The following is a 21,402-nucleotide window of genomic DNA, read 5'->3' on the forward strand; positions in this document are numbered from 1 at the left end:
TGCCTGCTGCAGGCGCATAGGTGCTCCCACGCCCCCAAATCGGTGCCATACTCGCCCCATGGTCACCGCCACCTTCCGCTTCTACGAGGAACTGAACGACTTCCTCCCACCGGACCAGCGCCGGCGTGACCTGCCCTGCGCGTGCGCGCGCGCCGCGACCGTCAAGCACATGATCGAGGCACTCGGTGTGCCGCACACCGAGGTCGAGCTGATCCTGGTCAACGGCGAGTCTTCCGTCTTCGAGCGCCAGCTGCAGGATGGCGACCGGGTCTCGGTCTATCCCAAGTTCGAACGCCTCGACGTCACGCCGCTGCTGCGCGTGCGCGAGCACCCGCTGCGCGTGATGCATTTCGTTGCCGACGCGCATCTGGGCGGGCTGGCGCACCTGCTGCGCATGACCGGCTTCGACACCCTCTACGACAACCACTTCGAAGACAGCGAGATCGAGCGCATTGCTGTTGACGAATGCCGCGTCGTGCTGACGCGCGACCGCGAACTGCTCAAGCGCCGCGGCATCACGCACGGCTGCTATGTGCGCGCGCTCAAGCCGCGCCAGCAGGTGCGCGAGATCTTCGCGCGGCTCGACCTGGCGCGCAGCGCGCGGCCGTTTTCGTTATGCCTGGACTGCAATGTGCCGCTGCACGCGCTGGATGCGGCCGAAGCGGCGGGGCGGGTGCCGGACGGCGTGCTCGAGCGCCACCGCAGCTTCGTCACCTGCGACCAGTGCCGGCGGGTGTTCTGGGAAGGCTCGCACTGGCGCTGCATGCGCGCGCTGGTCGATGAGCTCGTGCAGGCCGGCTGAACTCAAGCTTTGCCCGCGCGCTCCCGTCACCCTTTTGGGCTAGAACGCCCCGGCCTCGGTAACGATCCAGTCCATCGCCACATCATGCGGCTGCGCGGGCAGCGCGATGCGGCACGCTTCATAGCCGATGCCGATCGCCACCGGCCGGTGCGCCATCGCCGCCAGCGTGCGGTCGTAGAAGCCGCCGCCGTAGCCCAGGCGGAACTTGTCGGGGCTGAAACCGACACAGGGAATGACCAGGGCGTCGGGCGTCACGGCCTCGGTGCCGTCTGGGACCGGGATGCCATAGTGGCCCTTGGTCATTGGCGTGTCCGGGTCCCACCGGTGGAAGTCCAGCGGCGCGCCGGGCCGGCTTACCGCCGGCAGCGCAGCCTGGCGCCCGGGCACCGCCGCGAGCCATTGCGCGACCGCGCCGCGCGCGTCGAACTCCTGCTGGATCGGCCAGTAGAAGCCGAGGCAGCGCACGGCCAGGCCCGCCAGCAGCTCGGACAACGCGGCGCCGATGCGCGCATCGGCATCGTTGCGCGCGGGCAGGCCGGCACGCAATGCCAGCAGGCGCGCACGCTGCGCGCGGCGGTCTTCGGCGGGATCGGGGAGCGAGGCGGGCGAGGTGGCGGCCGAAGTGGCGGATCTTGAAGACATGGCGTGGGATAATGCCCGCGTCCGAACCAACACGGACGGCGGAAGCTGCTGCGGCCCTTGCCATGCATGGCGGGCACCGGCGCCGCCGTCATCGACAAGGAAGCAAAGAATGCTGAAGGGAGTATATCTGCAGCGTGCAGGGCGGGCCGCCTGGATCGCCATGGCATGTGCACTGCTTGTCACGCCGGTCCACGCGCAGAAGCGCCCGCAGGCGCCGGTGCGCCAGCAGCAGCCGGCGGTGATCCCGAGCGATCCGGACGAGGCCTTCGCCGCGCTGCGCGAAGCGGCGCGCAAGAATGACGTGGAGCGCGCCTACGCGATCTCGGCCACCCTGGTCGACTACCCGATCCCGTCGTACATCGAGTACTTCCGCATCAAGCCGCAGATGTTCGACGCCAGCGGCCTGGCGCGCATCGACGCGCCCGACGACCAGGTGCGCGCCTTCCTGCAGCGCTACAAGGGCCAGGCCATTGCCGACCGCATGCGCAACGACTGGCTGCTGGTGCTGGGCAAGAAGCGCGACTGGGCCAACTTCGATGCCGAGTACCCGCAGTTCGCGCTCAAGGACGATACCCAGGTCGAATGCTATGCGCTGCTGTCGCGCGCGCTCAAGGGCCAGAACGTCGCCGCCGAGTCGCGCCACGCGCTGAGCGATCCGCGCTATTTCGGCGAAGGCTGCGTCGACCTGATCGGCTACCTGGTGCAAAGCCAGCAGATCCAGCGCAGCGATGTCGCCTACCAGGCGCGGCTGGCGCTGGAGCAGAACTACCTGACGCTGGCCGGCAAGATCGCCGCGCTGCTGCCCGATGCGCGCGTCGACGCCGACACGCTCGCCACCCTCGTCAAGATGGCGCGCACCGACCCCAACCAGGCCGTCGCCTACCTGGGCACCGTCCAGGGCACGTTGTCGCGCGACGAGCAAGGCGCGGCGTGGGGCGTGATCGGCCAGTTCGCGGCCAAGAAGCTGCTGCCCGAAGCGGCCACCTACTACCGCCGCCAGATGGACCTGGGCGGCAACCAGTGGCTGTCCGACGACACCCAGGAATGGCGCGTGCGCGCCGCGCTGCGCCAGGGCGACTGGAAGCAGGTGCGCCAGGCGGTCGAGCTGATGCGTCCCGAGCTGCGCGCCAAGGACGCGGCGTGGCTCTACTGGTACGGCCGCGCGCTCAAGGCCGAAGGCCGCGATACCGAGGCGCAGCAGAACTTCCAGCAGATCGCCGGCCAGTTCAACTTCTATGGGCAGCTCGCCAGCGAAGAACTGGGCAACCGCATCACGCTGCCCGCGCGCACCACTGTCGGCGATGCCGAAGCCAATGCCATGCGCTCGCGCGCCGGCTTCCAGCGCGCGCAGAAGTTCTATGCGATGAACATGCGCTTCGAGGGCAACCGCGAATGGAACTGGGAGCTGCGCGGCATGAACGACCGCGAGCTGCTCGCCGCGGCGGAGTACGCGCGCCGTCTCGAACTGCTCGACCGCACCGTCAACACCGCCGACCGCACCCGCAACGAGCATGACTTCGGGCTGCGCTTCCTGATGCCGTACCGCGACATCATGCAGCGCGCCACCGACGATGTCGGCCTCGACATGGCGTGGGTCTACGGCCTGATCCGGCAGGAATCGCGCTTCATCATGAACGCGCGCTCGTCCGCCGGTGCGCATGGCCTGATGCAGGTGATGCCGGCGACGGCCAGGTACGTGGCGCGCAAGATCGGCATGAACGATTTCTCGCCGCAGATGATGGGCGATCCCAACATCAACATCCTGCTCGGCACCAATTACCTGAACATGGTGCTGACCGACCTGGACAGTTCCTGGACGCTGGCGTCGGCCGCGTACAACGCCGGTCCGGGCCGGCCCAAGGCCTGGCGCAGCACGCTGGCGCAGCCGGTGGAAGGCGCGATCTTTGCAGAGACCATCCCGTTCACGGAAACGCGCGGCTATGTGAAGAATGTGCTTTCGAACGCTACGTACTATGCTGCATTGATGAGTGGCCGTCCGCAGTCGCTGAAATCGCGCCTGGGCACGGTCGCGCCGTCGCCGGTGACCACCACCAGCCTGCCCTGACGGGCACCCGACGGGACGGGCCGCTGGTGTGCAGTGCCGGGCGCGTTGCGGCGGCCCGGCTGGCGCAACGCGCCGCGACGTGCAGTCCACTTGGCACGGAGGCATCATGCAGACCAGCAACGTCCTCGTCATCGGTGGCGCCGGCTTTATCGGCAGCCACCTTGTCTCGCGCCTGGCAGGCGCCGCCTCTGCCTCGGGTGCGCCGCTGGAACCGGGCAGCAATCCCGATTCGCCCATTGCCCCCGACCGCATCGTGGTCGGCACCCGCAACGTCGAGCACGCGCAGCACCTGTTGCTGCTGCCGCGCGTCGAGGTGGTGGAACTGGGGCTGGCCGACAATGCCGCGCTCGATGACGCCATCGGCTCGCTCGGGGTCGACGGCATCGTCGTCAACCTGGTCGGCGTGCTGCACGGCGAGCGTGCCGATCCCTACGGCGAGGCCTTTGCCAGCGCCCACGTGGAAATGGTGCGCCAGATCGCGGCTTCGTGCCTGTCCACCGGCGTGCGCCGGCTGTTGCATATGAGCGCGCTCGGCGCCGACAGCCAGGGGCCGTCGATGTACCTGCGCAGCAAGGGCGACGGCGAGCGCATCGTGCGCGCCAGCGGGCTGGACTGGACCATCTTCCGCCCGTCGGTGGTGTTCGGGCCAGACGACCATTTCCTCAACCTGTTCGCGCAGATGCAGCAGATGGCGCCGGTAGTGCCGCTGGCCTGCGCGCAGGCGCGCTTCCAGCCGGTGTTCGTGCAGGACGTGGTGCAGGCCTTCCTCAACGCCATGGTCAACCCGGCAACCATCGGCCGCGGCTATGAACTGGGCGGCCCGCAGGTCTATACGCTCGAAGAACTGGTGCGCTTCGCCGGCCGCGCTTCGGGCCATCCGCGCCCGGTGATCGCGCTGCCGGACGCGCTGGCGCGGGTGCAGGCGACCATCATGGAACACATGCCGGGCGATCCGCTGCTGTCGCGCGACAACCTCGACTCGATGCAGCTGGACAATGTGCTCGAACATCCGGTCGCGCCGGAGCTGGACCTGCATCCGGCCAGCCTGGAATCGGTGATGACCGATGCGCTGGCCGGGCGCAACCGCGATGCCACGCTGACCTCGATGCGCGCCAGCGTGCACCGCTGACGGGGGCGGGTGGGGCGGACGGGCCCGTCAGCGGGGTGGCCTATGTGACCCATTTTCGGATCGCTTGCGAGAGCAATTCATTTTGAGGCAGGCTGGTGCGCTGGCAAAATGACCGGTCCGGCGCACCGCCGCCTCCTGTCGCCTCCTCCCCCAAGGACCTACGATGAAGCTCGTCATCGGCAACAAGAATTACTCCTCCTGGTCGCTGCGCCCCTGGCTGCTGCTGCGCCAGGCCGGCATCGAATTCGAAGAGGTGCAGGTGCGCCTGTTCACCGGCAGCTTCGCCGCCGAGATCGCGCGCTATTCGCCGGCGGGCAAGGTGCCGGCGCTGGTCGATGGCGACGTCACCGTGTGGGATTCGCTGGCGATCGCCGAATACGTGGCCGAGCGTTTCCCGGAAAAGACGCTGTGGCCGGGCGATCGCGCCGAGCGTGCGGTGGCGCGCGCCATCTGCGCCGAGATGCATTCCGGCTTCACCAACCTGCGCAGCCAGTTGCCGATGAACGTGACCGCGGTGCTGCCCGGGCGCGGCTGGAACGTGGCGGTGCAGCGCGACGTCGACCGTATCGCCGCGATCTGGGGTGGGCTGCGCCAGCAGCACGGCGCGCGCGGGCCGTTCCTGTTCGGCGAATTCACGATTGCCGATGCCTTCTTCGCGCCGGTGGTGAGCCGCTTTGCCACCTACGGCATCCACCTGCCGGAGGACGCCAAGGCCTATGCCGACTTCATGCTGGCGCTGCCGGCGATGCAGGAGTGGATCGCCGCCGCGCGCGAGGAGCGCGATTTCCTGGCCGACGACGAGCCGTACCGCGTGTCGCCCGAGCGGCCCGACGCGATCATCGTCAATCACTGAGCACCAGAAGAGGCCACAACGATGCAGGTGTATGCCGTCGGCGGCACGATCCGCGACGAACTGCTGGGCAAGCCCAGCCAGGACCGCGACTACGTAGTCGTCGGCGCGACCCCGCATGAGATGGAAGCCGCGGGCTATCGTCCCGTCGGCAAGGATTTCCCGGTCTTCCTGCATCCGCGCACCCATGAGGAATACGCGCTGGCGCGCACCGAGCGCAAGACCGCGATGGGCTACAAGGGCTTTGCCTTCTACTGCGAGCCCGATGTCACGCTGGAAGACGACCTGGTCCGGCGCGACCTGACCATCAATGCGATGGCGCGCGAGGTCGATGCCGACGGCAACCTGGCCGGCCCGGTGATCGACCCGCACGGCGGCCAGCGCGACCTGCAGGCCCGCCTGTTCCGCCATGTTTCCGATGCCTTCGCCGAAGACCCGGTGCGCATCCTGCGGCTGGCACGCTTCGCCGCGCGCTTCCACGATTTCACTGTCGCCGCCGAGACCCAGCGCCTGATGCGCGAGATGGTGACGGCCGGTGAGGTCGACGCGCTGGTGCCGGAGCGCGTCTGGCAGGAACTGGCGCGCGGCCTGATGGAAGCGCATCCGTCACGGATGTTCGAGGTGCTGCGCGATTGCGGCGCGCTGGCGCGGCTGCTGCCGGAGCTCGATCGCCTGTGGGGCGTGCCGCAGCGTGCCGACTTCCATCCCGAGGTCGATACCGGCGTGCACGTGATGATGGTGATCGATACCGCCGCCGCGATGGGCGCGCCGCTGCCGGTGCGCTTTGCCGCGCTGGTGCACGACCTGGGCAAGGGCACCACGCCCGAAGACGTGCTGCCGCGCCATATCGGCCATGAGATGCGCAGCGTCAAGCTGCTGGAAGAGGTCTGCGTGCGGCTGCGCGTGCCCAACGACTGCCGCGACCTGGCGGTGGTGGTGGCGCGCGAGCACGGCAATATCCATCGTTCGCTGGAATTCAGCGCCGCCGCGGTGGTGCGGCTGCTGGAACGCTGCGACGCGCTGCGCAAGCCCGACCGCTTCGCGCTGGCGCTGCAGGCGTGCGAGGCCGACAAGCGCGGCCGCAAGGGCTTCGAGCACAGCGACTATCCGCAGGCGACACGGCTGCTGGCGGCGCGCGAAGCCGCCGCCGGCGTCGATGCCGGCGCGATCGCGCGCGCCTGCGCGGACGACGTGGGGCAGATCAAGGACCGTGTCCATGCGGCCCGCGTCGCGGCCGTGGCGCAGCGGCTCGGCGAGCACGCGGCGGATTGAAAGTCCGCGGCTGTTCCTACAACAGCTTGCCGATCACCAGCGCCACCAGCGACAGCAGGATCGTCGAGGCAAACGGCAGCACGAACTCCCGCCCGAACAAGCGGAAGCGCACGTCCCCTGGCAACCGTCCCAGCCCGATCTTCTGCAGCCAGGGCAACGCCGAGGACAGGATGATCACGCTCAGGAAGATGGTGAGGGTCCAGCGCAGCATGGGCGTTCGCCGCGGCTTACAGGGTATGGCAGCGGTCGCCGCGGGCGAAGCCGGCCAGCGGCTCGCTCGCGTCCGTGCCGTCGTCGAGGCCCCGCGTCAGCGCGATGACCTTGAACAGCTCGCCCATTTCCGCTTCCGACAGCAGCTTCTGCACGGCGTTGGCCTGCGGCAGGAAGGCGCGCGCATCGGACGGGTCCAGCGCCATCAGCAGCTCGGTGATGCCGGCGTTCATCAGGAAGCGCGCCTGCGAGGCAAAGCCCGATACCGTTAGCCCGGTTTCCACCGCGGCCGCGGCGACGCCGCTGAAATTGACGTGCGCGGTGATGTCCTGCAGGCCCGGGTAGAGGAACGGGTCCGGATGCGCATGATGCCGGTAGTGGCACATCAGCGTGCCGCCGGTGCGCTGCGGGTGGTAGTACTCGGCGGCGGGGAAGCCGTAGTCGATGAAAAAGGCGGCGCCGCGCGCGAGCATCGCGCCGACGGCACGGATGAAGCCCTCGGCTTCGGCGTGAGTCTCGGTGACGAGATCGTGGTCGCCGGGGATGTCGCGCTGCATTGCCGGCACGTCGGCATCGGCGAGCACGCGGTCCTCGAAGTGGAATGCGGCGGCCGCGCCGGGCTCGGTGCGCGCCACGCCGCGCTCGTGCCAGCGGCCGTCAATGCGTGCGTAGAGCTGCACCGGCATCGCATCGAGCACTTCGTTGCCGACGATGAGGCCCTCGAAGCTGTCCGGTAAGGCATCCAGCCAGCGCACGCGCGCGGCCAGGTGCGGGGCGCGCTGCGCCAGCGTTTCCTGCTGGCGCGCGCGCAGCTCGCCGGACAGTTCGACGATCGCGTATTCCTGCGGCAACCGGCCTTCCTGCTCAAGCCCGAGCAGCAGGTCCGCGGCCAGGCGGCCGGTGCCTGCGCCGAATTCCATCATCCGCGGCAGCCCCTGGGCGATCAGCGGCGCGAACTGGCGTGCCAGCGTGCGGGCGAAGAACGGGCTCAGTTCCGGTGCGGTGATGAAGTCGCTGCCGTCGCGGGCATCGCGCCCGAACTTGGCCGAGCCGCCGCTGTAGTAGCCCAGGCCGGGCGCATACAGCGCCAGCGCCATATAGCGGTCGAAGCCGATCCAGCCGCCGGCCGCGTCGATCGATTCGCCAATACGGGCCGCAAGGGTATCGGACGCGGCCTGCGCATCGGCGGGGGGAAGGGGTAGACTAGCGGCTTTCTGCATCCCGCGATTGTAGCAATGCCCGCATCCGATACCTCGGCACCTGCTGCCGCACCCGATACCGCTCCCGATACCGCTCCCGATACTGCCGGCCACGCCGCCGCCCAGGCCTCTGCCCGCGGCGTCGCGCTCGTCACCGGCGGCGCGCGCCGCCTGGGCCGCGCCATTGCGCTGGAACTGGCCGCGCAAGGCTGGGACGTCGCCGTGCATTGCCACCGCTCGGTGGACGAGGCCGAGGCGCTGGCGACCAGAATCCGCGCGCTCGGCCGCCGTGCCGCGGTGCTGCGCGCCGACCTTGCCGACGAGGCCGCCACCGGCCGCCTGATCGCGGACTGCATTGCCGCGCTGGGCCTGCCGACCTGCCTGGTCAACAACGCTTCGCTGTTCCAGTACGACGTGGCGACCAGCTTCTCTTATGCGTCGCTCGATACGCATATGCGCACCAATGTGGCGGCGCCGCTGCTGCTGGCGCGCGAGCTGCACAAGGCGCTGGCCGCCGCGGCCCCGGGCGGCGAGAAGGACAAGGACAAGGCCGCCGGACCGAGCGGCGTGGTGATCAACCTGCTCGACCAGAAGCTGGATAACCTGAATCCCGATTTCCTGTCGTACACGCTGTCCAAGGCCGCGCTGCAGACCGCCACGGTGCAGCTGGCGCAGGCGCTGGCGCCGCGCATCCGCGTGGTCGGCGTGGCGCCGGGCATCACGCTGGTGTCGGGCGAGCAGTCGGAACAGAGCTTCCGCCGCGCGCATCGCGTGACGCCGCTGGGCCAGTCGTCCACGCCCGAGGATATCGCCCAGGCCGTGGCCTATATGGCGCAGGCGCGCGCCGTCACCGGCACCACGCTGTACGTGGACGGCGGCCAGCACCTGATGCCGCTGGCGCGCGACGTGATGTTCCTGACCGAGTAAGCTGGCGCCTGTACGCCAGGTACGCCGGCAATCCATACCCCGATGTGCCGCGTCCCCCGGGGCGCGGCGTTCCCTTTTTTAGCCTTTCCCCCCAGCCATGACCATGCTCGCCGCTCTTTCCCACCCCAGCCTGCAGGACTGCCGACGCATGTTCCTGCGCAACTATGAAGTGCAGATCAATATCGGCGTGCATGAGTTCGAAAAGAAGGGCGAGCAGCGCGTGCTGATCAATATCGACCTGTTCGTGCCGCTGCAGGAATCCACCCCGCACGCCGACAAGCTCGACGAAGTGGTCGACTACGACTTCATGCGCAACACCGTGGCCGAGCGCATGGCGCAGGGCCATGTCCACCTGCAGGAAACGCTGTGCGACGACGTCGCGCGCGCCATGCTCAGGCATCCCAAGGTGCGCGCCGTGCGCGTGTCGACCGAGAAGCCCGACGTGTACCCGGACTGCGATTCCGTCGGCGTCGAGGTGTTCCACATCAAGCAGGGCGCCTGAGTCCGCATTTGCCTGGCGCGTGCAGCGAGCAGGCGGCTAAAGTAAAATGTTGCCCCTTCGCGCGCTGCCGGCCATTCCATCCGGCAGGCGCCATGCAACAGGATGCTCCATGAGCCACTCGAACAATTTCTACCGCCTCGAGACGAGGCTGCAATCGCAAACCGGCAAGGCCATTGGCGACTTCGGCATGATCGAGGACGGCGACACCGTGCTGGTCTGCATGAGTGGCGGCAAGGACTCGTACACCATGCTGTCGGTCCTGATGGCGCTGCAGAAGCGCGCGCCCATCAAGTTCAGGCTGATCGCGATGAACCTGGACCAGAAGCAGCCGGGCTTCCCCGAGCACGTGCTGCCCGAATACCTGAAGTCGCTGGGCGTGGAATACCTGATCGTCGAGGCCGACACCTACTCGATCGTCAAGGAGAAGGTGCCCGAGGGCAAGACCACCTGCTCGCTGTGCTCGCGCCTGCGCCGCGGCGTGATCTACCGCACCGCCAAGGAACTGGGCGCCAACAAGATCGCGCTGGGCCACCACCGCGACGACATCGTCAACACCTTCTTCCTGAACATGTTCTTCGGCGGCAAGATGAAGGCCATGCCGCCCAAGCTGGCCACCGACGATGGCGCGCATATCGTGATCCGCCCGCTGGCGTACTGCTCGGAGAAGGACATTGCATCGTACGCACGCGCGATGGAATTCCCGATCATCCCGTGCAACCTGTGCGGCTCGCAGGAAAACCTGCAGCGCAAGAAGGTCAGCGAGATGCTGCAGGAGTGGGAGCGGCAGAACCCGGGCCGCATCGACAATATCTTCTCGGCATTGCGCAACGTGGTGCCGTCGCACCTGGCCGATACCGAGCTGTTCCCGTTCACGGGGCTGGCTACCGGGCTGGCCAAGGTGGACGAGGCTTCGCTGTTCGGTGAGACCACCTTCCAGCAGCAGCCGCTGGTGTTCGCGGGCAGCATGGAAGAGAACCGGATGGAGTTCGTGCGCTTCGAGCGCCCGCCGGCGTCCGCGCCCGGGGCGGAGCAGGCCGGCGCGCCGCAGTAACGCCGCCGACCGCCACCACATGGCAACAATGCCCGCGTGAGCGGTAATGCCGTTCGGTTAAGGTATCAAGCCCCACCGTCATTCCCGCGAAGGCGGGAATCCAGCGTCTTTTGAAGTCACTGGGTTCCCGCCTGCGCGGGAACGACGGTGGTTAACTGAACGGTATTACCGCGTGAGCGGGCATTTTGCATTGAGGGCTGGCCGAAACTCAGTTCGCCGCCGCCGACTGCACCGGGGCGTGCGCCTTCTCCCGCATCAGCACGTTGGTATCGTCGATCCACTTCTGGAACCGGTCCTGCGCATGCGCCTTCTGCTTCGGCGTGGTCATGTTGGCGATCGCCACGGTCAGCGCAATGCCGGCGCTGTTGCTGGCATCGTGGCTCACGGCATGCCTGGCTGGCGGGTTCTGCCAGTATTCGCGGAAACGCCGCAGCAGGTCCATCACCTGCGGCCTGGACGGCTGCGTGGCCTGCACGTAGCGCACCATCTTGAGCCATTCCTGCTGCCGCGCCACCCGCTCGGCGTAGCGCGACTCGGCGTTCTCGACCACGGGCAGCAGCGCCGCGCGGATCTGCTTTTCCTGCTCACCGGAGAAGTCGCCGTAGACCAGCCGCGCGTAGTCCATCACCTTGTCGAAGCGGGCGTCGACCCGCTCGGCCGGGTTGGGGTTCAGGAATTTCTTGCGGTACTTGGCGTTGCCGTCGGCGAATTTCTTCTCCATGCGGGCGATCTGGTCGGGCGTCAGCGTCAGCAGCAGGTCTGCCATGTCGGGCATGGCCCGCTCGTAGGAGCGGCGCGCCAGCTGCTGCGAGGCGTCCTGGAAGTGCTCGACCATGGCCGGTGTTACCGGCTGGCGCACTTCGGCCTTGGCCTGCTGCAGCAGGCCCGCGATCTCGGGCAGCTGCGACTTGCGGTGCCAGGCAAAGAAGCGCGCGATGGCCTCCCGCGTGAGCGGCTCCTGGGCGGAAGTGACGTCGACATAATTGTCGATCCACCAGTACGCCAGCCGGTCGCCTTGCTGGTACCCGAGTTTCATCGCATTGCACGCGCACAGCGCCGCCGCACTGAAAATCACCAAAATCCGCCGCGCCCACCGATTGTGAAATTCGGAAACAGCGCGGCCTTGCGCAGAAAACGCCATGTTAAAATCGGCGCGCGTTGCAACAGGGCCGCTCCGATCGCCGCCAGCCCAAGACTGGCAAGGGTTTGCGGGATTCCGCACCGACCGGGCACGGGCCTGCAGCCAAGCTGGGCGGTGAAGTCCGCGAAGCACCCGGCTGGCGTTTTCCAGAATATTTTCGGACACACTCACTTAGGGGTCTCCTTGTGAATATCGTCATTCTCGCCGCGGGCATGGGCAAGCGAATGGTTTCCGATTTGCCCAAGGTACTGCACCCGGTTGCCGGGCGGCCCATGCTGGCGCACGTCCTGGATACGGCACGCGCGCTGTCGCCGTCGCGGCTGGTCGTGGTGGTCGGCCACGGCGCCGCGCACGTGCGCGACGCCGTGGCCGCCGACGATGTTGCCTTTGCCGAACAGGCCCGGCAGCTAGGCACGGGCCATGCGGTGATGCAGGCACTTCCATTGTTGGACGACAGCCAGCCAACATTGGTTCTGTACGGTGACGTGCCACTCACAACCGCTGCCACGCTCCAGGCATTGGTGGCCGAGGCAGGCACCGGGCGCTTCGGCGTGCTCACGGTGGAAATGCCCGATCCCACCGGCTATGGCCGTATCGTACGCGACGCCGCGGGCAGCATCGTCCGCATCGTCGAGCAAAAGGATGCCAGCGAGGCCGTCAAGGCCATCCGCGAGATCAATACCGGCATCATCGTGTGCCCGACGGGACACCTGCGGCGCTGGCTGTCGACGCTTGGCAACGACAATGCCCAGGGCGAGTACTACCTGACCGACACGGTCGAGCGCGCCGCCACGGAAGGCGTCGAGATCGTCTCGGCGCAGCCGGCGGCGATCTGGGAGACGCTTGGGGTCAACAGCAAGCTGCAGCTGGCTGAAGTCGAGCGCATCCACCAGGGCAACCAGGCCCGCCGCCTGCTGGAAGCCGGCGTGACGCTGCTGGATCCGGCGCGCATCGACGTGCGTGGCGAGCTGACTTGCGGGCGCGATGTCACCATCGATGTCGGCTGCGTGTTCGAAGGCCGCGTGCACCTGGAAGACGGCGCCAGCATCGGCGCCCATTGCGTGATCCGCAACAGCACCGTGGGTGCCGGCGCGCAATTGCACCCGTTCTGCCATGTCGACAGTGCCAGAATCGGTCCTGCCGGCCGCATCGGGCCGTACGCGCGGCTGCGCCCGGGCACCGAACTGGGCGAAGATGTCCATATCGGCAATTTCGTCGAGGTCAAGAATGCCCAGGTGGCTGCGCACAGCAAGGCCAATCACCTCGCCTATGTTGGAGACGCCACAGTGGGCTCGCGCGTCAATATTGGCGCCGGCACGATCACCTGCAACTATGACGGTGTGAACAAGCACCGCACGGTGATCGAGGACGACGTCTTTATCGGCTCCGATACGCAACTGGTGGCGCCGGTGACGGTACGCCGCGGCGCCACGCTGGGCGCGGGCACCACGTTGACCAAGGAAGCGCCTGCGGACAAGCTGACGCTGTCGCGGGCGAAGCAGATGACCGTCGACGCCTGGCAGCGTCCGGTCAGGCAGCCGAAGAAGTAATCGTCAGGCCGCCGCGTGAGCGGCCAGGGAAAGCGCCGGCCGCGGACGGGCGGCGCGATGGATTGGACAGGGCGCCGCAGTGGGCGCCAGCAACGGGGGTTCAGCATGTGTGGCATCGTCGGCGCGGTTTCGACGCGCAATATCGTTCCGGTCCTGGTCGAGGGGCTGCGCCGCCTGGAATACCGCGGCTATGACTCGTGCGGCGTCGCGGTCGTGCGCGACGATGCGGTCGAGCGCGCCCGCACCGTGTCGCGCGTGGCCGACCTGGATGCGCAGACGCAGGCTTCGGGCCTGTCCGGCTTCACCGGCGTGGCGCACACGCGCTGGGCCACCCATGGCAAGCCCGATACCGTCAACGCCCACCCCCACCTGTCGGGGGAGACCATCGCGCTGGTGCATAACGGCATCATCGAGAACTACGAGCCGCTGCGCGAGGAGCTGCGCGCGGTCGGCTACGGCTTCGAGTCGCAGACCGACACCGAAGTCGTCGCGCACCTGATCCACCAGGCCTACACCTATCCCAGCAGCGCCACCCGCGGCGACCTGTTCGCCTCGGTGCGCGCCGTCACCAAGCGCCTGCATGGCGCCTATGCCATCGCCGTGTTCGCCAAGGACCAGCCCGGCGTGGTGGTCGGCGCCCGCGCCGGCTCGCCGCTGGTGGTGGCGCTGGGCGAGAACGAGGCCTTCCTCGCGTCCGACGCGCTCGCCGTGGCCGGCACCGCGAACCGCATCATCTACCTCGAAGAGGGCGATGTGGTCGAGATCTCGCTTGACGGCGTCGTCATCCATGACGCGCAGGACCATGCGGTCGAGCGTGAAGCACGCCTGGTCGAGGCCCATGCCGCATCCGTCGAGCTGGGACCGTACCGCCACTTCATGCAGAAGGAAATCTTCGAGCAGCCGCGCGCGCTGGGCGACACGCTGGAAGGCGTGGAGGGCATCACGCCGGCGCTGTTCGGCGACAACGCCGCGGAAGTCTTCGCCGGCATCGACAGCGTGCTGATCCTGGCCTGCGGCACCAGCTACTATTCCGGCTGCACCGCCAAGTACTGGCTCGAAAGCATCGCCAAGATCCCGACCCAGGTCGAGGTCGCCAGCGAATACCGCTACCGCGACACCGTGCCCAACCCGCGCGCGCTGGTGGTGGTGATCTCGCAATCGGGCGAAACCGCCGACACCATGGCCGCGCTGCGCCACGCGCGCGCGCTGGGCCATGTGCATACGCTGGCGGTCTGCAACGTTGCCACCAGCGCCATGGTGCGCGAGACCGAGCTGCGCTTCCTGACCCGCGCGGGCACCGAGATCGGCGTGGCTTCGACCAAGGCCTTCACCACGCAGCTGGCCGCGCTGTACATGCTGACGCTGGCGCTGGCCAAGGTGCGCGGCCTGCTGACCGAGGAAGCCGAGGCCAAGGATTTGGCCAATCTGCGCCACCTGCCGGCCGCGCTGCACGGCGTGCTGGCGCTGGAGCCGCAGATCATCGCCTGGTCCGAAGACTTCGCGCGCCGCGAGAACGCGCTGTTCCTGGGCCGCGGCCTGCACTACCCGATCGCGCTCGAAGGCGCGCTCAAGCTCAAGGAAATCTCGTACATCCACGCAGAGGCCTATCCGGCCGGCGAACTGAAGCACGGCCCGCTGGCGCTGGTGACCGAAGCCATGCCGGTGGTCACGGTCGCGCCCAACGACGCGCTGCTGGAAAAGCTCAAGTCCAACATCCAGGAAGTGCGCGCGCGCGGCGGCCGTCTCTATGTGTTCGCCGACAGCGATACGCAGATCCAGTCGTCGGACGGCATCCAGGTGATCCGCATGCCCGAGCACTATGGCGACCTGTCGCCGATCCTGCACGTGGTGCCGCTGCAGCTGCTGGCGTATCACACGGCATGCGCCCGCGGGACCGACGTGGACAAGCCGCGCAACCTGGCGAAGTCGGTGACGGTGGAGTAAGGAAGCCGCAACGCCATGTCATAAAAGCAAAGAGGCCCTTCCGGGCCTCTTTGCTTTTATGACATGGTCCGCTCAGAACACGATCGCCGCCGTCCCCATGAACGTGCTGGTGCTGTCGAGCCGGTTCTTGCTGGCGATGGTCGGCACCCAGCGCAGGCTCATCGACAGGTGGCTTTTCGCGCCGATCTTGGTGTCGTAGGTGACGATCGGCCCCAGCGCCCAGTCGTGGCCGCGGAAGCCGTTGAGGCGGTCCGCCAGCGGGCCGCTGTCGTCGCCCAGTTGCTGCGTGGTGCCGGCGATCAGGCCCACGCCGGCGCCGTTGGCAAAGCGCTTGAGCAGCATCGTGTCGAGCGTGAACAGCGGCGCGTTCTGGTAATCGGTGGCGTGGTTGCGCGTGTAGAACTGGAGTCCGGCCACCGCATCGAATTCCAGCCCGTGCTCGGGGAACAGCCGGGTGTAGGCCACCTGCGGGATAAAAGTCCAGTTGTTCAGGCTGGGGTTGGCCAGTGCGTTGGGGTCGTACTTGCCGGTCGGCGCCCAGATGTTCAGGCTCAGCGCCACATGCTCGGTCTTGGAGAAGTGGTAGCCGGCGATCAGCGGCGTGAAATAGATGTCGAACAGGTTCGACGCGGTGTCCTGCGTACGGCTGCTGACGCTGCCGATGCCGACATTGGCCGTGACCCTGGTCCACACGTAGGGCAGCGTGAAGCTGGAGGCAAAGTTCCACGCGCCGGGCCCGGTGTCCCAGACCTTCATCACGGTGGCCAGCGTGAAGGCGACCTTGCCGTCGACGTCCACGGCTGCCTGGCCGCCAATCGGCACGCTGCGGCTGCCGCCGATCGATCCGTCGAGGTAGATCTCGCCGAGGTTGACCGCCAGGATGGGCTCCGGCGAGACGATGCCGGCATTGGGCGTGACGCTGGTGCCGGTGACGGGCCGGCCGAGCGCGCCCTCGGTGCCGCTGGCACTGGTGGCTGCCCCCAGCAGCGGCAGGGCGGGAGCAAGGGCCGCTAGCAGCCGGCGAGCGGTGTTGGTCGGCATGTCGGAGCCTCCGGAGCGCCTGGGATGACGGTGTGTTCCGCGGCCAACATAGCACGCCGGTCCGGTTCGCGATCTGAAGATTTTTCCCGGGCTGCCCTGAAAGTTTCTAGCGAACCGGAATGGCGCTCGCTCCCGCCGCGGAGTGGTCCGCCAGCGCCGCGTGCACCTGCGCCACGAACGCGCGCGTTGCCGGCGACGGGGTATGCCCGGCCAGCGATACGATGCCGTACTGGGCGCGCAGGTCATGGCGCGGGCGCATCCGCAGCGGCACCGCCGCGCCCTGCGCGCAGGCCTCGGCCATCATCGCCACCGGCACCAGCGCGACGGCGTCGCCGGCCAGCATCAGTGTGCGCAGCGCATGCATGTCGTTGCAGGTGACGGTGAGCAGGCCGGTGCCGTCGTTTCCGGCCGTGCCGTTGCCGGCCGCCAGCAAGGCCTCGCGGAAGAACTGGTGGATATGCGCGGGCAGCCGCGGGCCCGCCACCGGGTAATCGCGCAGCGCGGCGAGGCTGATGTCGCGCTGCTGCGCCAGCGGGTGCGCGGCGCGCACGAAGAGTCCGGTCTCCAGCGCCGGCAGGCGCTCGATCTGCAGGTGGCCGAGCTGCGCCAGGCTGCGGCTTTCGCCGACGAAGACATCGAGCCGTTCGGCTTCCAGCGCGCGCAGCATGGTGGTGGTGTCGGCGGTCTCCACGTCGATGCGCAGGCGCGGGTAGCGCCGCACCAGCGCTTCCAGCACCGGGTCGAGCAGGAACGATGCCGCGAACGGCCCGAAGCCGGCGCGGATCTCGCCGATCTCCACCTCGTCCAGCAGTTGCAGGTCACGGCGCAGTTCGCGGCTCTCGCGCAGCATGCGGCGCGCGCGTTCCAGCACCAGTGCGCCGGCGGCGGTGGGGCGCACCTTGCCGTAGCTGCGGTCGACCAGGGTGCCGAGGTCGGCCTCCAGCGCCTGGATGCTGCGCGTCAGCGCCGGCTGCGACAGGTGCAGCGCCGCGGCCGCGCGCGCGAAGCTGCCCTGTTCGAGCAGGGTGACGAAGTGATGCAGCTGGCGCAGGCCCATCAATCTAAGCATTTATGCATGGAAACCTGAAAAATATTGCATTGGACGTACTTTCTCAAGCCCGCTACCGTTGCTCTCCAGAACCATAAAGACAATCAAGACAACTGGAGACGACATGAAACGACGCGCATGGCTCGCGCTCGCAGCCAGCGGGCTTTCGCTCGGCCTCGGCCTGCCGGCTGCTGCCCAGACCTATCCGGCCAAGCCGATCCGCCTGGTGGTGCCCTACGTGGCCGGTGGCGGCACCGATACCATCGCCCGCACCATGGGCGAGAAACTCAGCAAGCGCCTGGGCCAGCCGGTGGTGGTGGAAAACAAGGCCGGGGCCTCCGGCATCATCGGCACCGATGCGGTGGCCAAGGCGGCGCCGGACGGCTACACGCTGCTGATGACGCTGACGCAGTCGGTGCTCACCAACCAGTTCCTGTTCGAGAAGCTGCCGTACGACCCGCGCAAGGACCTGACCATGATCAGCGTGCTGGCCGACGCGCAGCTGGTGCTGGTCGCGCACCCGTCGGTGCCAGCGCGCACGCCGCGCGAGCTGGGCGATTACGCGCGCGCCCAGTCGGGCCAGGCTACCTATGCCTCGTGGGGCGTGGGATCGCTGTCGCACCTGAGCGGCGCCTACCTCAGCAAGCTTACGCGCGGCAATGCCACGCACGTGCCCTACAAGGGCGAGGCGCCGATGCTGCAGGACCTGCTTGGCGGCCAGGTGCAGTTCGGCTTCGCCAGCATCCTGACGGCCAAACCGTATATCGAGAGCGGCAAGCTCAAGGCGCTGGCCGTTACCGGCACGCAGCGCAGCAGCGCACTGCCCGCGATGCCGACCTTTGCCGAGCTGGGCATGCAGGACACCGCGTTCAAGACGGTGGGCTGGATCGGCCTGGTGGCCCCGGTCGGCGTGCCGGCGCCCATTCTGGCCAGGCTCGAAAGCGAGGTGAAGGCGATCCTGCAGACCCCCGACATGCAGGCGCGCATGGCCGGGCTGGGGCTGCGTCCGGTGGGCAGCTCGCCGGCCGAGGCGCAGGCGCTCTATGCGCGCGACTGGCCGGTGCTGAAGACGCTGGTGGCGGATTCGGGCGCGCGCCTCGACTGATCTGCGTCCGGTTCCTCCCTTCCTCCCATAACGGGCGGCGCGGCAATATGCCGTGTGCGCCCGTTTTCTTATTTGCAATATGTGTCCGGAAGGCTCGGGTATTAATGCCGGATGCGGCTTTTCATGCGCTAGCAAAAACCGAATGGAAACCATTGCCATTCTCATGCGCAATAACGTTGGATAATCGATCAATATCCGCCGAATTTGCTTGATGTCCCCCTTTGCCGGCCTACCATGAAAAGCACAGCGCGATATTGGGGCTGCCGCCGTGCGCTGGCCACGATAATGAGAATTGATCCACCCGTATCGAGGGGTCGTTGGTGCTGTCATGAAAAGCGACAAGAAAGCGATTCAGATGCTCAACGGCCAGCTCCGGCATGAGCTGACCGCCATCAACCAGTATTTCCTGCATGCGCGCATGTACCGGCATTGGGGACTCAATGCCCTGGGCAAGCACGAATACGAGGAATCGATCGAGGAAATGAAGCACGCCGACAAGCTGATCGAGCGCATCCTGCTGCTCGATGGCTTGCCCAACCTGCAGGACCTCGACAAATTGCTGCTCGGTGAGAACACCGAAGAAATGCTCGGCTGCGACCTGAAGCTGGAACAGGTTTCGCAGGCCAGTTGCAAGGATGCGATCAAGTACCTGGAGTCGATCGGCGATTATGTTTCGCGCGAGGTGGTGGTCGATATCCTGGAAGCCACCGAATCGCATATCGACTGGCTCGAGTCGCAAATCGAGCTGATCGGCAAGGTCGGCCTGCAGAACTACGTGCAGTCGGCCATGGGCGAGATCGGCGACTGACTGAAGTGGCGGGCGCTCGCGCAGCGCCCTGCAGACTTTTCCATTTCCCGCTACACTGCGGCCCGCAGCACGACGCGCCGGCACGGCGCGTGATCCACGGCGGGGTGGCAGAGTGGTGATGCAACGGCCTGCAAAGCCGTATACGACGGTTCGATTCCGGATCCCCGCCTCCAGTTTTCCTCTGGCAGCGACATTTCCCCTTCTTCGCACCCTGCGTCGCGTGATGCACGCGCGGGGGTGCGCCTGCGCCGAGCAGCCGCGCGCCCCTGTGCGGAATGCGGCGGGCAATTTCCGACACCGGTTTTCCCTGTTCTTCCCGGATAGTACAAAGCGACCGAATCGGGTAGTGTTTCGCGGTCAGGCCGGACCGGCCTGCGTGCACAGCGCGCCGTCTGGATGGCGGCGCAACCATGCCGGGCTTCCATGGTGTTCCCGTCGCCAAGTGATGTGAAGAAGAGAGGCTCCTGATGATGAAAGACCTGCGGATCCGGGCGGCGGTGCCCTCGGACGCGCCAGCGGTGGGTGCGCTGCTAGAGCGCTGCGGCCTGCCGACCGACGACGTGTTCCGCGTGCTGGAGCACTTCCATGTCGCCATCCTCGAATCGCGGATCATCGGCTGTGCCGCCGGCGAGCCGTTCGGCCAGACCGTGGTGATCCGCTCGGTCGCGGTGCTGCCCGAGCATCGCGACCAGGGTGTTGCCACGCACGTGGTGCGCGCCGCGCTGATGCGCGCGCGCTCGAATGGCCTGCAGCGCGCGGTGCTGCTGGCATCGAGTTGCCCGAGCTATTTTGCGCGCTATGGCTTTACGCTGGTGCCGGCATCGAAGCTGCCGCAGGAGGTGCTGTCGTCCAGCGAATTCCAGCGGCATACCGATACGCCGCCGCTGTGCATGTGGTGTGAGCTGACCTGACCTGAGATAAAGCCGCGCGCCAGTCCTGGCGTGCTTTTTCGGGTGCTTCGTTCCGCAGGCGTTCAGTGCGTGCCGTCGCAGCGGCTGATCTCGATGGTCACGTGCACCAGTTCCTCATGCACGGACAGCGCCTGGCGTACGCGCTGCGGCGTCAGCGTGGCGTCATGCGTGACCAGGCAGACGATGCAGGCAAAGTGCTGGCGGCCGACGCGCCAGACATGCAGGTCGGTCACGCGGATCCCTTCTTCGCCTGGGCGGCCGTCGCGGTCGAGCCCGGCCAGCACCTCGCGCACTTCTTCGACCACCGGGTGGTCCATCTCGCGGTCCAGCAGCACGGTGCCGCTCTGGCGCAGCAGGCCGATCGCCCACTTGCCGACCAGCGCCGCGCCCACCAGTCCCATCACCGGGTCGAGCCAGGCCCAGCCCAGCCACCAGCCGCCGGCCAGCGCCACGATGGCCAGCACCGAGGTGGCGGCATCGGCCAGCACGTGCACGTAGGCCGCGCGCAGGTTGATGTCGTGGTGGCCGTGGTGATGATCGTGGTCATGGTGGTGATGCTCATGCCCGTGCGCATGTCCGTGCCCGTGCCCGTGCGCATGTCCGCCCAAAATCAGCGCGCAGCCCAGGTTCACCAGCAGCCCCAGCGCGGTCACGACCAAGGCCTCGCGGTAATGGATTTCCTGCGGGCTGAACAGCCGTTCGACTGAGCCGGTCGCCATCAGCGCGGCAATGCAGAGCAGGAACACCGCGCTGGCAAAGGCAGCCAGCACTTCGATCTTCCAGGCGCCAAAGGCAAAGCGCCGGTCGCTGGCGTAGCGGCGCGCGGCCGCATAGGCAAACGCGGACAGCCCGATGGCCAGCGCGTGCGAACTCATGTGCCAGCCGTCGGCCAGCAGCGCCATCGAGTTGAACCAGAGGCCGGCGGCGATTTCCACCACCATCACGATGGCTGTGATCACCATCACCAGGCGCGTACCGCGCTCGGCGTCGCGGTTGCCCCCGTCGAAGGTATGGCTGTGGGTCCATGCGGACAGGTCTTGGGTATGCATGGTCGGATTTGCTGTGGCTGGAAGTCAGGGCGGATGCTGCAAGGGTAGCAGAGCGCCGCTGTGCCGCGGGCGGCATCCCTGCCGGCGACAGGGAGGGGCTGGCAGGGGATGGATTCATGAGTCCATCGACCGAATGAGTGTCGCCGGAGGAAATCC

General features: G+C 67.5%; 20 protein-coding genes and 1 tRNA gene. 14 read left to right on the forward strand and 7 right to left on the reverse strand.

The features are described from left to right. Positions 1-58 precede the first annotated feature (58 nt). Positions 59-802, forward strand: a complete 744-nt coding sequence (locus JTE92_RS13240; RefSeq protein ID WP_063241158.1) for a Mut7-C RNAse domain-containing protein — start codon at positions 59-61, stop codon at positions 800-802. 39 nt (positions 803-841) lie between these two features. On the opposite strand, the gene JTE92_RS13245 is transcribed toward JTE92_RS13240, so the two are convergent. Beyond that, positions 842-1,444: a 5-formyltetrahydrofolate cyclo-ligase gene (locus JTE92_RS13245; RefSeq protein ID WP_063241159.1), complete on the reverse strand. Its 603-nt coding sequence runs from the start codon at positions 1,442-1,444 to the stop codon at positions 842-844. Between the two features lie 109 nt (positions 1,445-1,553). On the opposite strand from JTE92_RS13245, the gene JTE92_RS13250 reads away from it, so the two are divergent. From JTE92_RS13250 to JTE92_RS13265, 4 genes are all read left to right on the forward strand, one after another. Then, the gene (locus tag JTE92_RS13250) at positions 1,554-3,509 is read left to right on the forward strand and encodes a lytic transglycosylase domain-containing protein (RefSeq protein WP_063241160.1); all 1,956 of its coding nucleotides are present in this window, start codon (positions 1,554-1,556) and stop codon (positions 3,507-3,509) included. Positions 3,510-3,615: 106 nt separating this feature from the next. Then, positions 3,616-4,638 (forward strand): complex I NDUFA9 subunit family protein, encoded by a 1,023-nt coding sequence (locus JTE92_RS13255; RefSeq protein WP_063241161.1) that lies wholly within the window; start codon positions 3,616-3,618, stop codon positions 4,636-4,638. Positions 4,639-4,801: 163 nt separating this feature from the next. Beyond that, on the forward strand, positions 4,802-5,491 hold the full coding sequence (locus tag JTE92_RS13260; protein WP_063241162.1) for a glutathione S-transferase family protein: 690 nt from the start codon (positions 4,802-4,804) through the stop codon (positions 5,489-5,491). Between the two features lie 21 nt (positions 5,492-5,512). Next, complete coding sequence (locus JTE92_RS13265; protein ID WP_063241163.1) at positions 5,513-6,760, forward strand: multifunctional CCA addition/repair protein; 1,248 nt, start codon at positions 5,513-5,515, stop codon at positions 6,758-6,760. Between the two features lie 16 nt (positions 6,761-6,776). Here JTE92_RS13265 and JTE92_RS13270 read toward each other — a convergent pair whose 3' ends face one another. Together JTE92_RS13270 and JTE92_RS13275 are read right to left on the reverse strand one after the other, a co-directional pair. Further along, the gene (locus tag JTE92_RS13270) at positions 6,777-6,971 is read right to left on the reverse strand and encodes a DUF2905 domain-containing protein (RefSeq protein WP_029047373.1); all 195 of its coding nucleotides are present in this window, start codon (positions 6,969-6,971) and stop codon (positions 6,777-6,779) included. Between the two features lie 16 nt (positions 6,972-6,987). Beyond that, on the reverse strand, positions 6,988-8,190 hold the full coding sequence (locus tag JTE92_RS13275; RefSeq protein ID WP_063241164.1) for a class I SAM-dependent methyltransferase: 1,203 nt from the start codon (positions 8,188-8,190) through the stop codon (positions 6,988-6,990). 15 nt (positions 8,191-8,205) lie between these two features. Between JTE92_RS13275 and JTE92_RS13280 the strand changes: the two genes are divergently transcribed. From JTE92_RS13280 to ttcA, 3 genes are all read left to right on the forward strand, one after another. Beyond that, positions 8,206-9,096, forward strand: coding sequence for an SDR family oxidoreductase (locus JTE92_RS13280; RefSeq protein WP_084254771.1), 891 nt, complete (start codon positions 8,206-8,208; stop codon positions 9,094-9,096). Between the two features lie 97 nt (positions 9,097-9,193). Continuing rightward, the gene (locus JTE92_RS13285) at positions 9,194-9,598 is read left to right on the forward strand and encodes a dihydroneopterin aldolase (RefSeq protein WP_084254772.1); all 405 of its coding nucleotides are present in this window, start codon (positions 9,194-9,196) and stop codon (positions 9,596-9,598) included. Between the two features lie 109 nt (positions 9,599-9,707). Next, on the forward strand, positions 9,708-10,649 hold the full coding sequence (gene ttcA / locus JTE92_RS13290) for a tRNA 2-thiocytidine(32) synthetase TtcA (protein ID WP_063241165.1): 942 nt from the start codon (positions 9,708-9,710) through the stop codon (positions 10,647-10,649). A 208-nt stretch (positions 10,650-10,857) separates the two neighbouring features. Here the strand turns inward: ttcA and JTE92_RS13295 are convergent, their stop codons facing one another. After that, positions 10,858-11,685, reverse strand: coding sequence for a DUF6279 family lipoprotein (locus JTE92_RS13295; RefSeq protein ID WP_063241200.1), 828 nt, complete (start codon positions 11,683-11,685; stop codon positions 10,858-10,860). A gap of 290 nt (positions 11,686-11,975) precedes the next feature. Between JTE92_RS13295 and glmU the strand changes: the two genes are divergently transcribed. Both glmU and glmS read left to right on the forward strand, forming a co-directional pair. Next, on the forward strand, positions 11,976-13,340 hold the full coding sequence (gene glmU, locus JTE92_RS13300) for a bifunctional UDP-N-acetylglucosamine diphosphorylase/glucosamine-1-phosphate N-acetyltransferase GlmU (RefSeq protein WP_063241166.1): 1,365 nt from the start codon (positions 11,976-11,978) through the stop codon (positions 13,338-13,340). Positions 13,341-13,445: 105 nt separating this feature from the next. Further along, positions 13,446-15,284 carry a glutamine--fructose-6-phosphate transaminase (isomerizing) gene (gene glmS / locus JTE92_RS13305; protein WP_063241167.1) on the forward strand — a complete coding sequence of 613 codons (1,839 nt, stop codon included), beginning with the start codon at positions 13,446-13,448 and terminating at the stop codon, positions 15,282-15,284. A gap of 72 nt (positions 15,285-15,356) precedes the next feature. Here the strand turns inward: glmS and JTE92_RS13310 are convergent, their stop codons facing one another. Both JTE92_RS13310 and JTE92_RS13315 read right to left on the reverse strand, forming a co-directional pair. Continuing rightward, a complete protein-coding gene (locus JTE92_RS13310; RefSeq protein WP_063241168.1) occupies positions 15,357-16,325 on the reverse strand; it encodes a SphA family protein in 969 nt (322 codons plus the stop codon). 106 nt (positions 16,326-16,431) lie between these two features. Continuing rightward, complete coding sequence (locus JTE92_RS13315) at positions 16,432-17,394, reverse strand: LysR family transcriptional regulator (protein WP_303740886.1); 963 nt, start codon at positions 17,392-17,394, stop codon at positions 16,432-16,434. A gap of 103 nt (positions 17,395-17,497) precedes the next feature. On the opposite strand from JTE92_RS13315, the gene JTE92_RS13320 reads away from it, so the two are divergent. From JTE92_RS13320 to JTE92_RS13335, 4 genes are all read left to right on the forward strand, one after another. Further along, entirely contained in the window at positions 17,498-18,478 is a 981-nt protein-coding gene (locus tag JTE92_RS13320; RefSeq protein ID WP_063241170.1) for a Bug family tripartite tricarboxylate transporter substrate binding protein, read from the forward strand. 328 nt (positions 18,479-18,806) lie between these two features. Next, positions 18,807-19,286 (forward strand): bacterioferritin, encoded by a 480-nt coding sequence (gene bfr / locus JTE92_RS13325; protein WP_063241171.1) that lies wholly within the window; start codon positions 18,807-18,809, stop codon positions 19,284-19,286. Between the two features lie 98 nt (positions 19,287-19,384). After that, positions 19,385-19,459: transfer RNA gene (locus JTE92_RS13330), tRNA-Cys, on the forward strand. A gap of 294 nt (positions 19,460-19,753) precedes the next feature. After that, complete coding sequence (locus tag JTE92_RS13335) at positions 19,754-20,197, forward strand: GNAT family N-acetyltransferase (protein ID WP_063241172.1); 444 nt, start codon at positions 19,754-19,756, stop codon at positions 20,195-20,197. 62 nt (positions 20,198-20,259) lie between these two features. Here JTE92_RS13335 and dmeF read toward each other — a convergent pair whose 3' ends face one another. After that, positions 20,260-21,246, reverse strand: a complete 987-nt coding sequence (gene dmeF, locus JTE92_RS13340) for a CDF family Co(II)/Ni(II) efflux transporter DmeF (protein ID WP_063241173.1) — start codon at positions 21,244-21,246, stop codon at positions 20,260-20,262. Between the last annotated feature and the right edge of the window lie 156 nt (positions 21,247-21,402).

Source organism: Cupriavidus oxalaticus (assembly GCF_016894385.1).
In the GTDB taxonomy this organism is placed as follows: Bacteria; Pseudomonadota; Gammaproteobacteria; order Burkholderiales; family Burkholderiaceae; genus Cupriavidus; species Cupriavidus oxalaticus.

Excerpts from the sequence above, each read along its gene's own strand:
- JTE92_RS13240 (WP_063241158.1), top strand. The coding sequence starts at position 59 with ATGGTCACCGCCACCTTCCGCTTCTACGAGGAACTGAACGACTTCCTC.
- JTE92_RS13245 (WP_063241159.1), bottom strand. The coding sequence starts at position 1,444 with ATGTCTTCAAGATCCGCCACTTCGGCCGCCACCTCGCCCGCCTCGCTC.
- JTE92_RS13250 (WP_063241160.1), top strand. The coding sequence starts at position 1,554 with ATGCTGAAGGGAGTATATCTGCAGCGTGCAGGGCGGGCCGCCTGGATC.
- JTE92_RS13255 (WP_063241161.1), top strand. The coding sequence starts at position 3,616 with ATGCAGACCAGCAACGTCCTCGTCATCGGTGGCGCCGGCTTTATCGGC.
- JTE92_RS13260 (WP_063241162.1), top strand. The coding sequence starts at position 4,802 with ATGAAGCTCGTCATCGGCAACAAGAATTACTCCTCCTGGTCGCTGCGC.
- JTE92_RS13265 (WP_063241163.1), top strand. The coding sequence starts at position 5,513 with ATGCAGGTGTATGCCGTCGGCGGCACGATCCGCGACGAACTGCTGGGC.
- JTE92_RS13270 (WP_029047373.1), bottom strand. The coding sequence starts at position 6,971 with ATGCTGCGCTGGACCCTCACCATCTTCCTGAGCGTGATCATCCTGTCC.
- JTE92_RS13275 (WP_063241164.1), bottom strand. The coding sequence starts at position 8,190 with ATGCAGAAAGCCGCTAGTCTACCCCTTCCCCCCGCCGATGCGCAGGCC.
- JTE92_RS13280 (WP_084254771.1), top strand. The coding sequence starts at position 8,206 with ATGCCCGCATCCGATACCTCGGCACCTGCTGCCGCACCCGATACCGCT.
- JTE92_RS13285 (WP_084254772.1), top strand. The coding sequence starts at position 9,194 with ATGACCATGCTCGCCGCTCTTTCCCACCCCAGCCTGCAGGACTGCCGA.
- ttcA (WP_063241165.1), top strand. The coding sequence starts at position 9,708 with ATGAGCCACTCGAACAATTTCTACCGCCTCGAGACGAGGCTGCAATCG.
- JTE92_RS13295 (WP_063241200.1), bottom strand. The coding sequence starts at position 11,685 with ATGAAACTCGGGTACCAGCAAGGCGACCGGCTGGCGTACTGGTGGATC.
- glmS (WP_063241167.1), top strand. The coding sequence starts at position 13,446 with ATGTGTGGCATCGTCGGCGCGGTTTCGACGCGCAATATCGTTCCGGTC.
- JTE92_RS13310 (WP_063241168.1), bottom strand. The coding sequence starts at position 16,325 with ATGCCGACCAACACCGCTCGCCGGCTGCTAGCGGCCCTTGCTCCCGCC.
- JTE92_RS13315 (WP_303740886.1), bottom strand. The coding sequence starts at position 17,394 with ATGCTTAGATTGATGGGCCTGCGCCAGCTGCATCACTTCGTCACCCTG.
- JTE92_RS13320 (WP_063241170.1), top strand. The coding sequence starts at position 17,498 with ATGAAACGACGCGCATGGCTCGCGCTCGCAGCCAGCGGGCTTTCGCTC.
- bfr (WP_063241171.1), top strand. The coding sequence starts at position 18,807 with ATGAAAAGCGACAAGAAAGCGATTCAGATGCTCAACGGCCAGCTCCGG.
- JTE92_RS13335 (WP_063241172.1), top strand. The coding sequence starts at position 19,754 with ATGATGAAAGACCTGCGGATCCGGGCGGCGGTGCCCTCGGACGCGCCA.
- dmeF (WP_063241173.1), bottom strand. The coding sequence starts at position 21,246 with ATGCATACCCAAGACCTGTCCGCATGGACCCACAGCCATACCTTCGAC.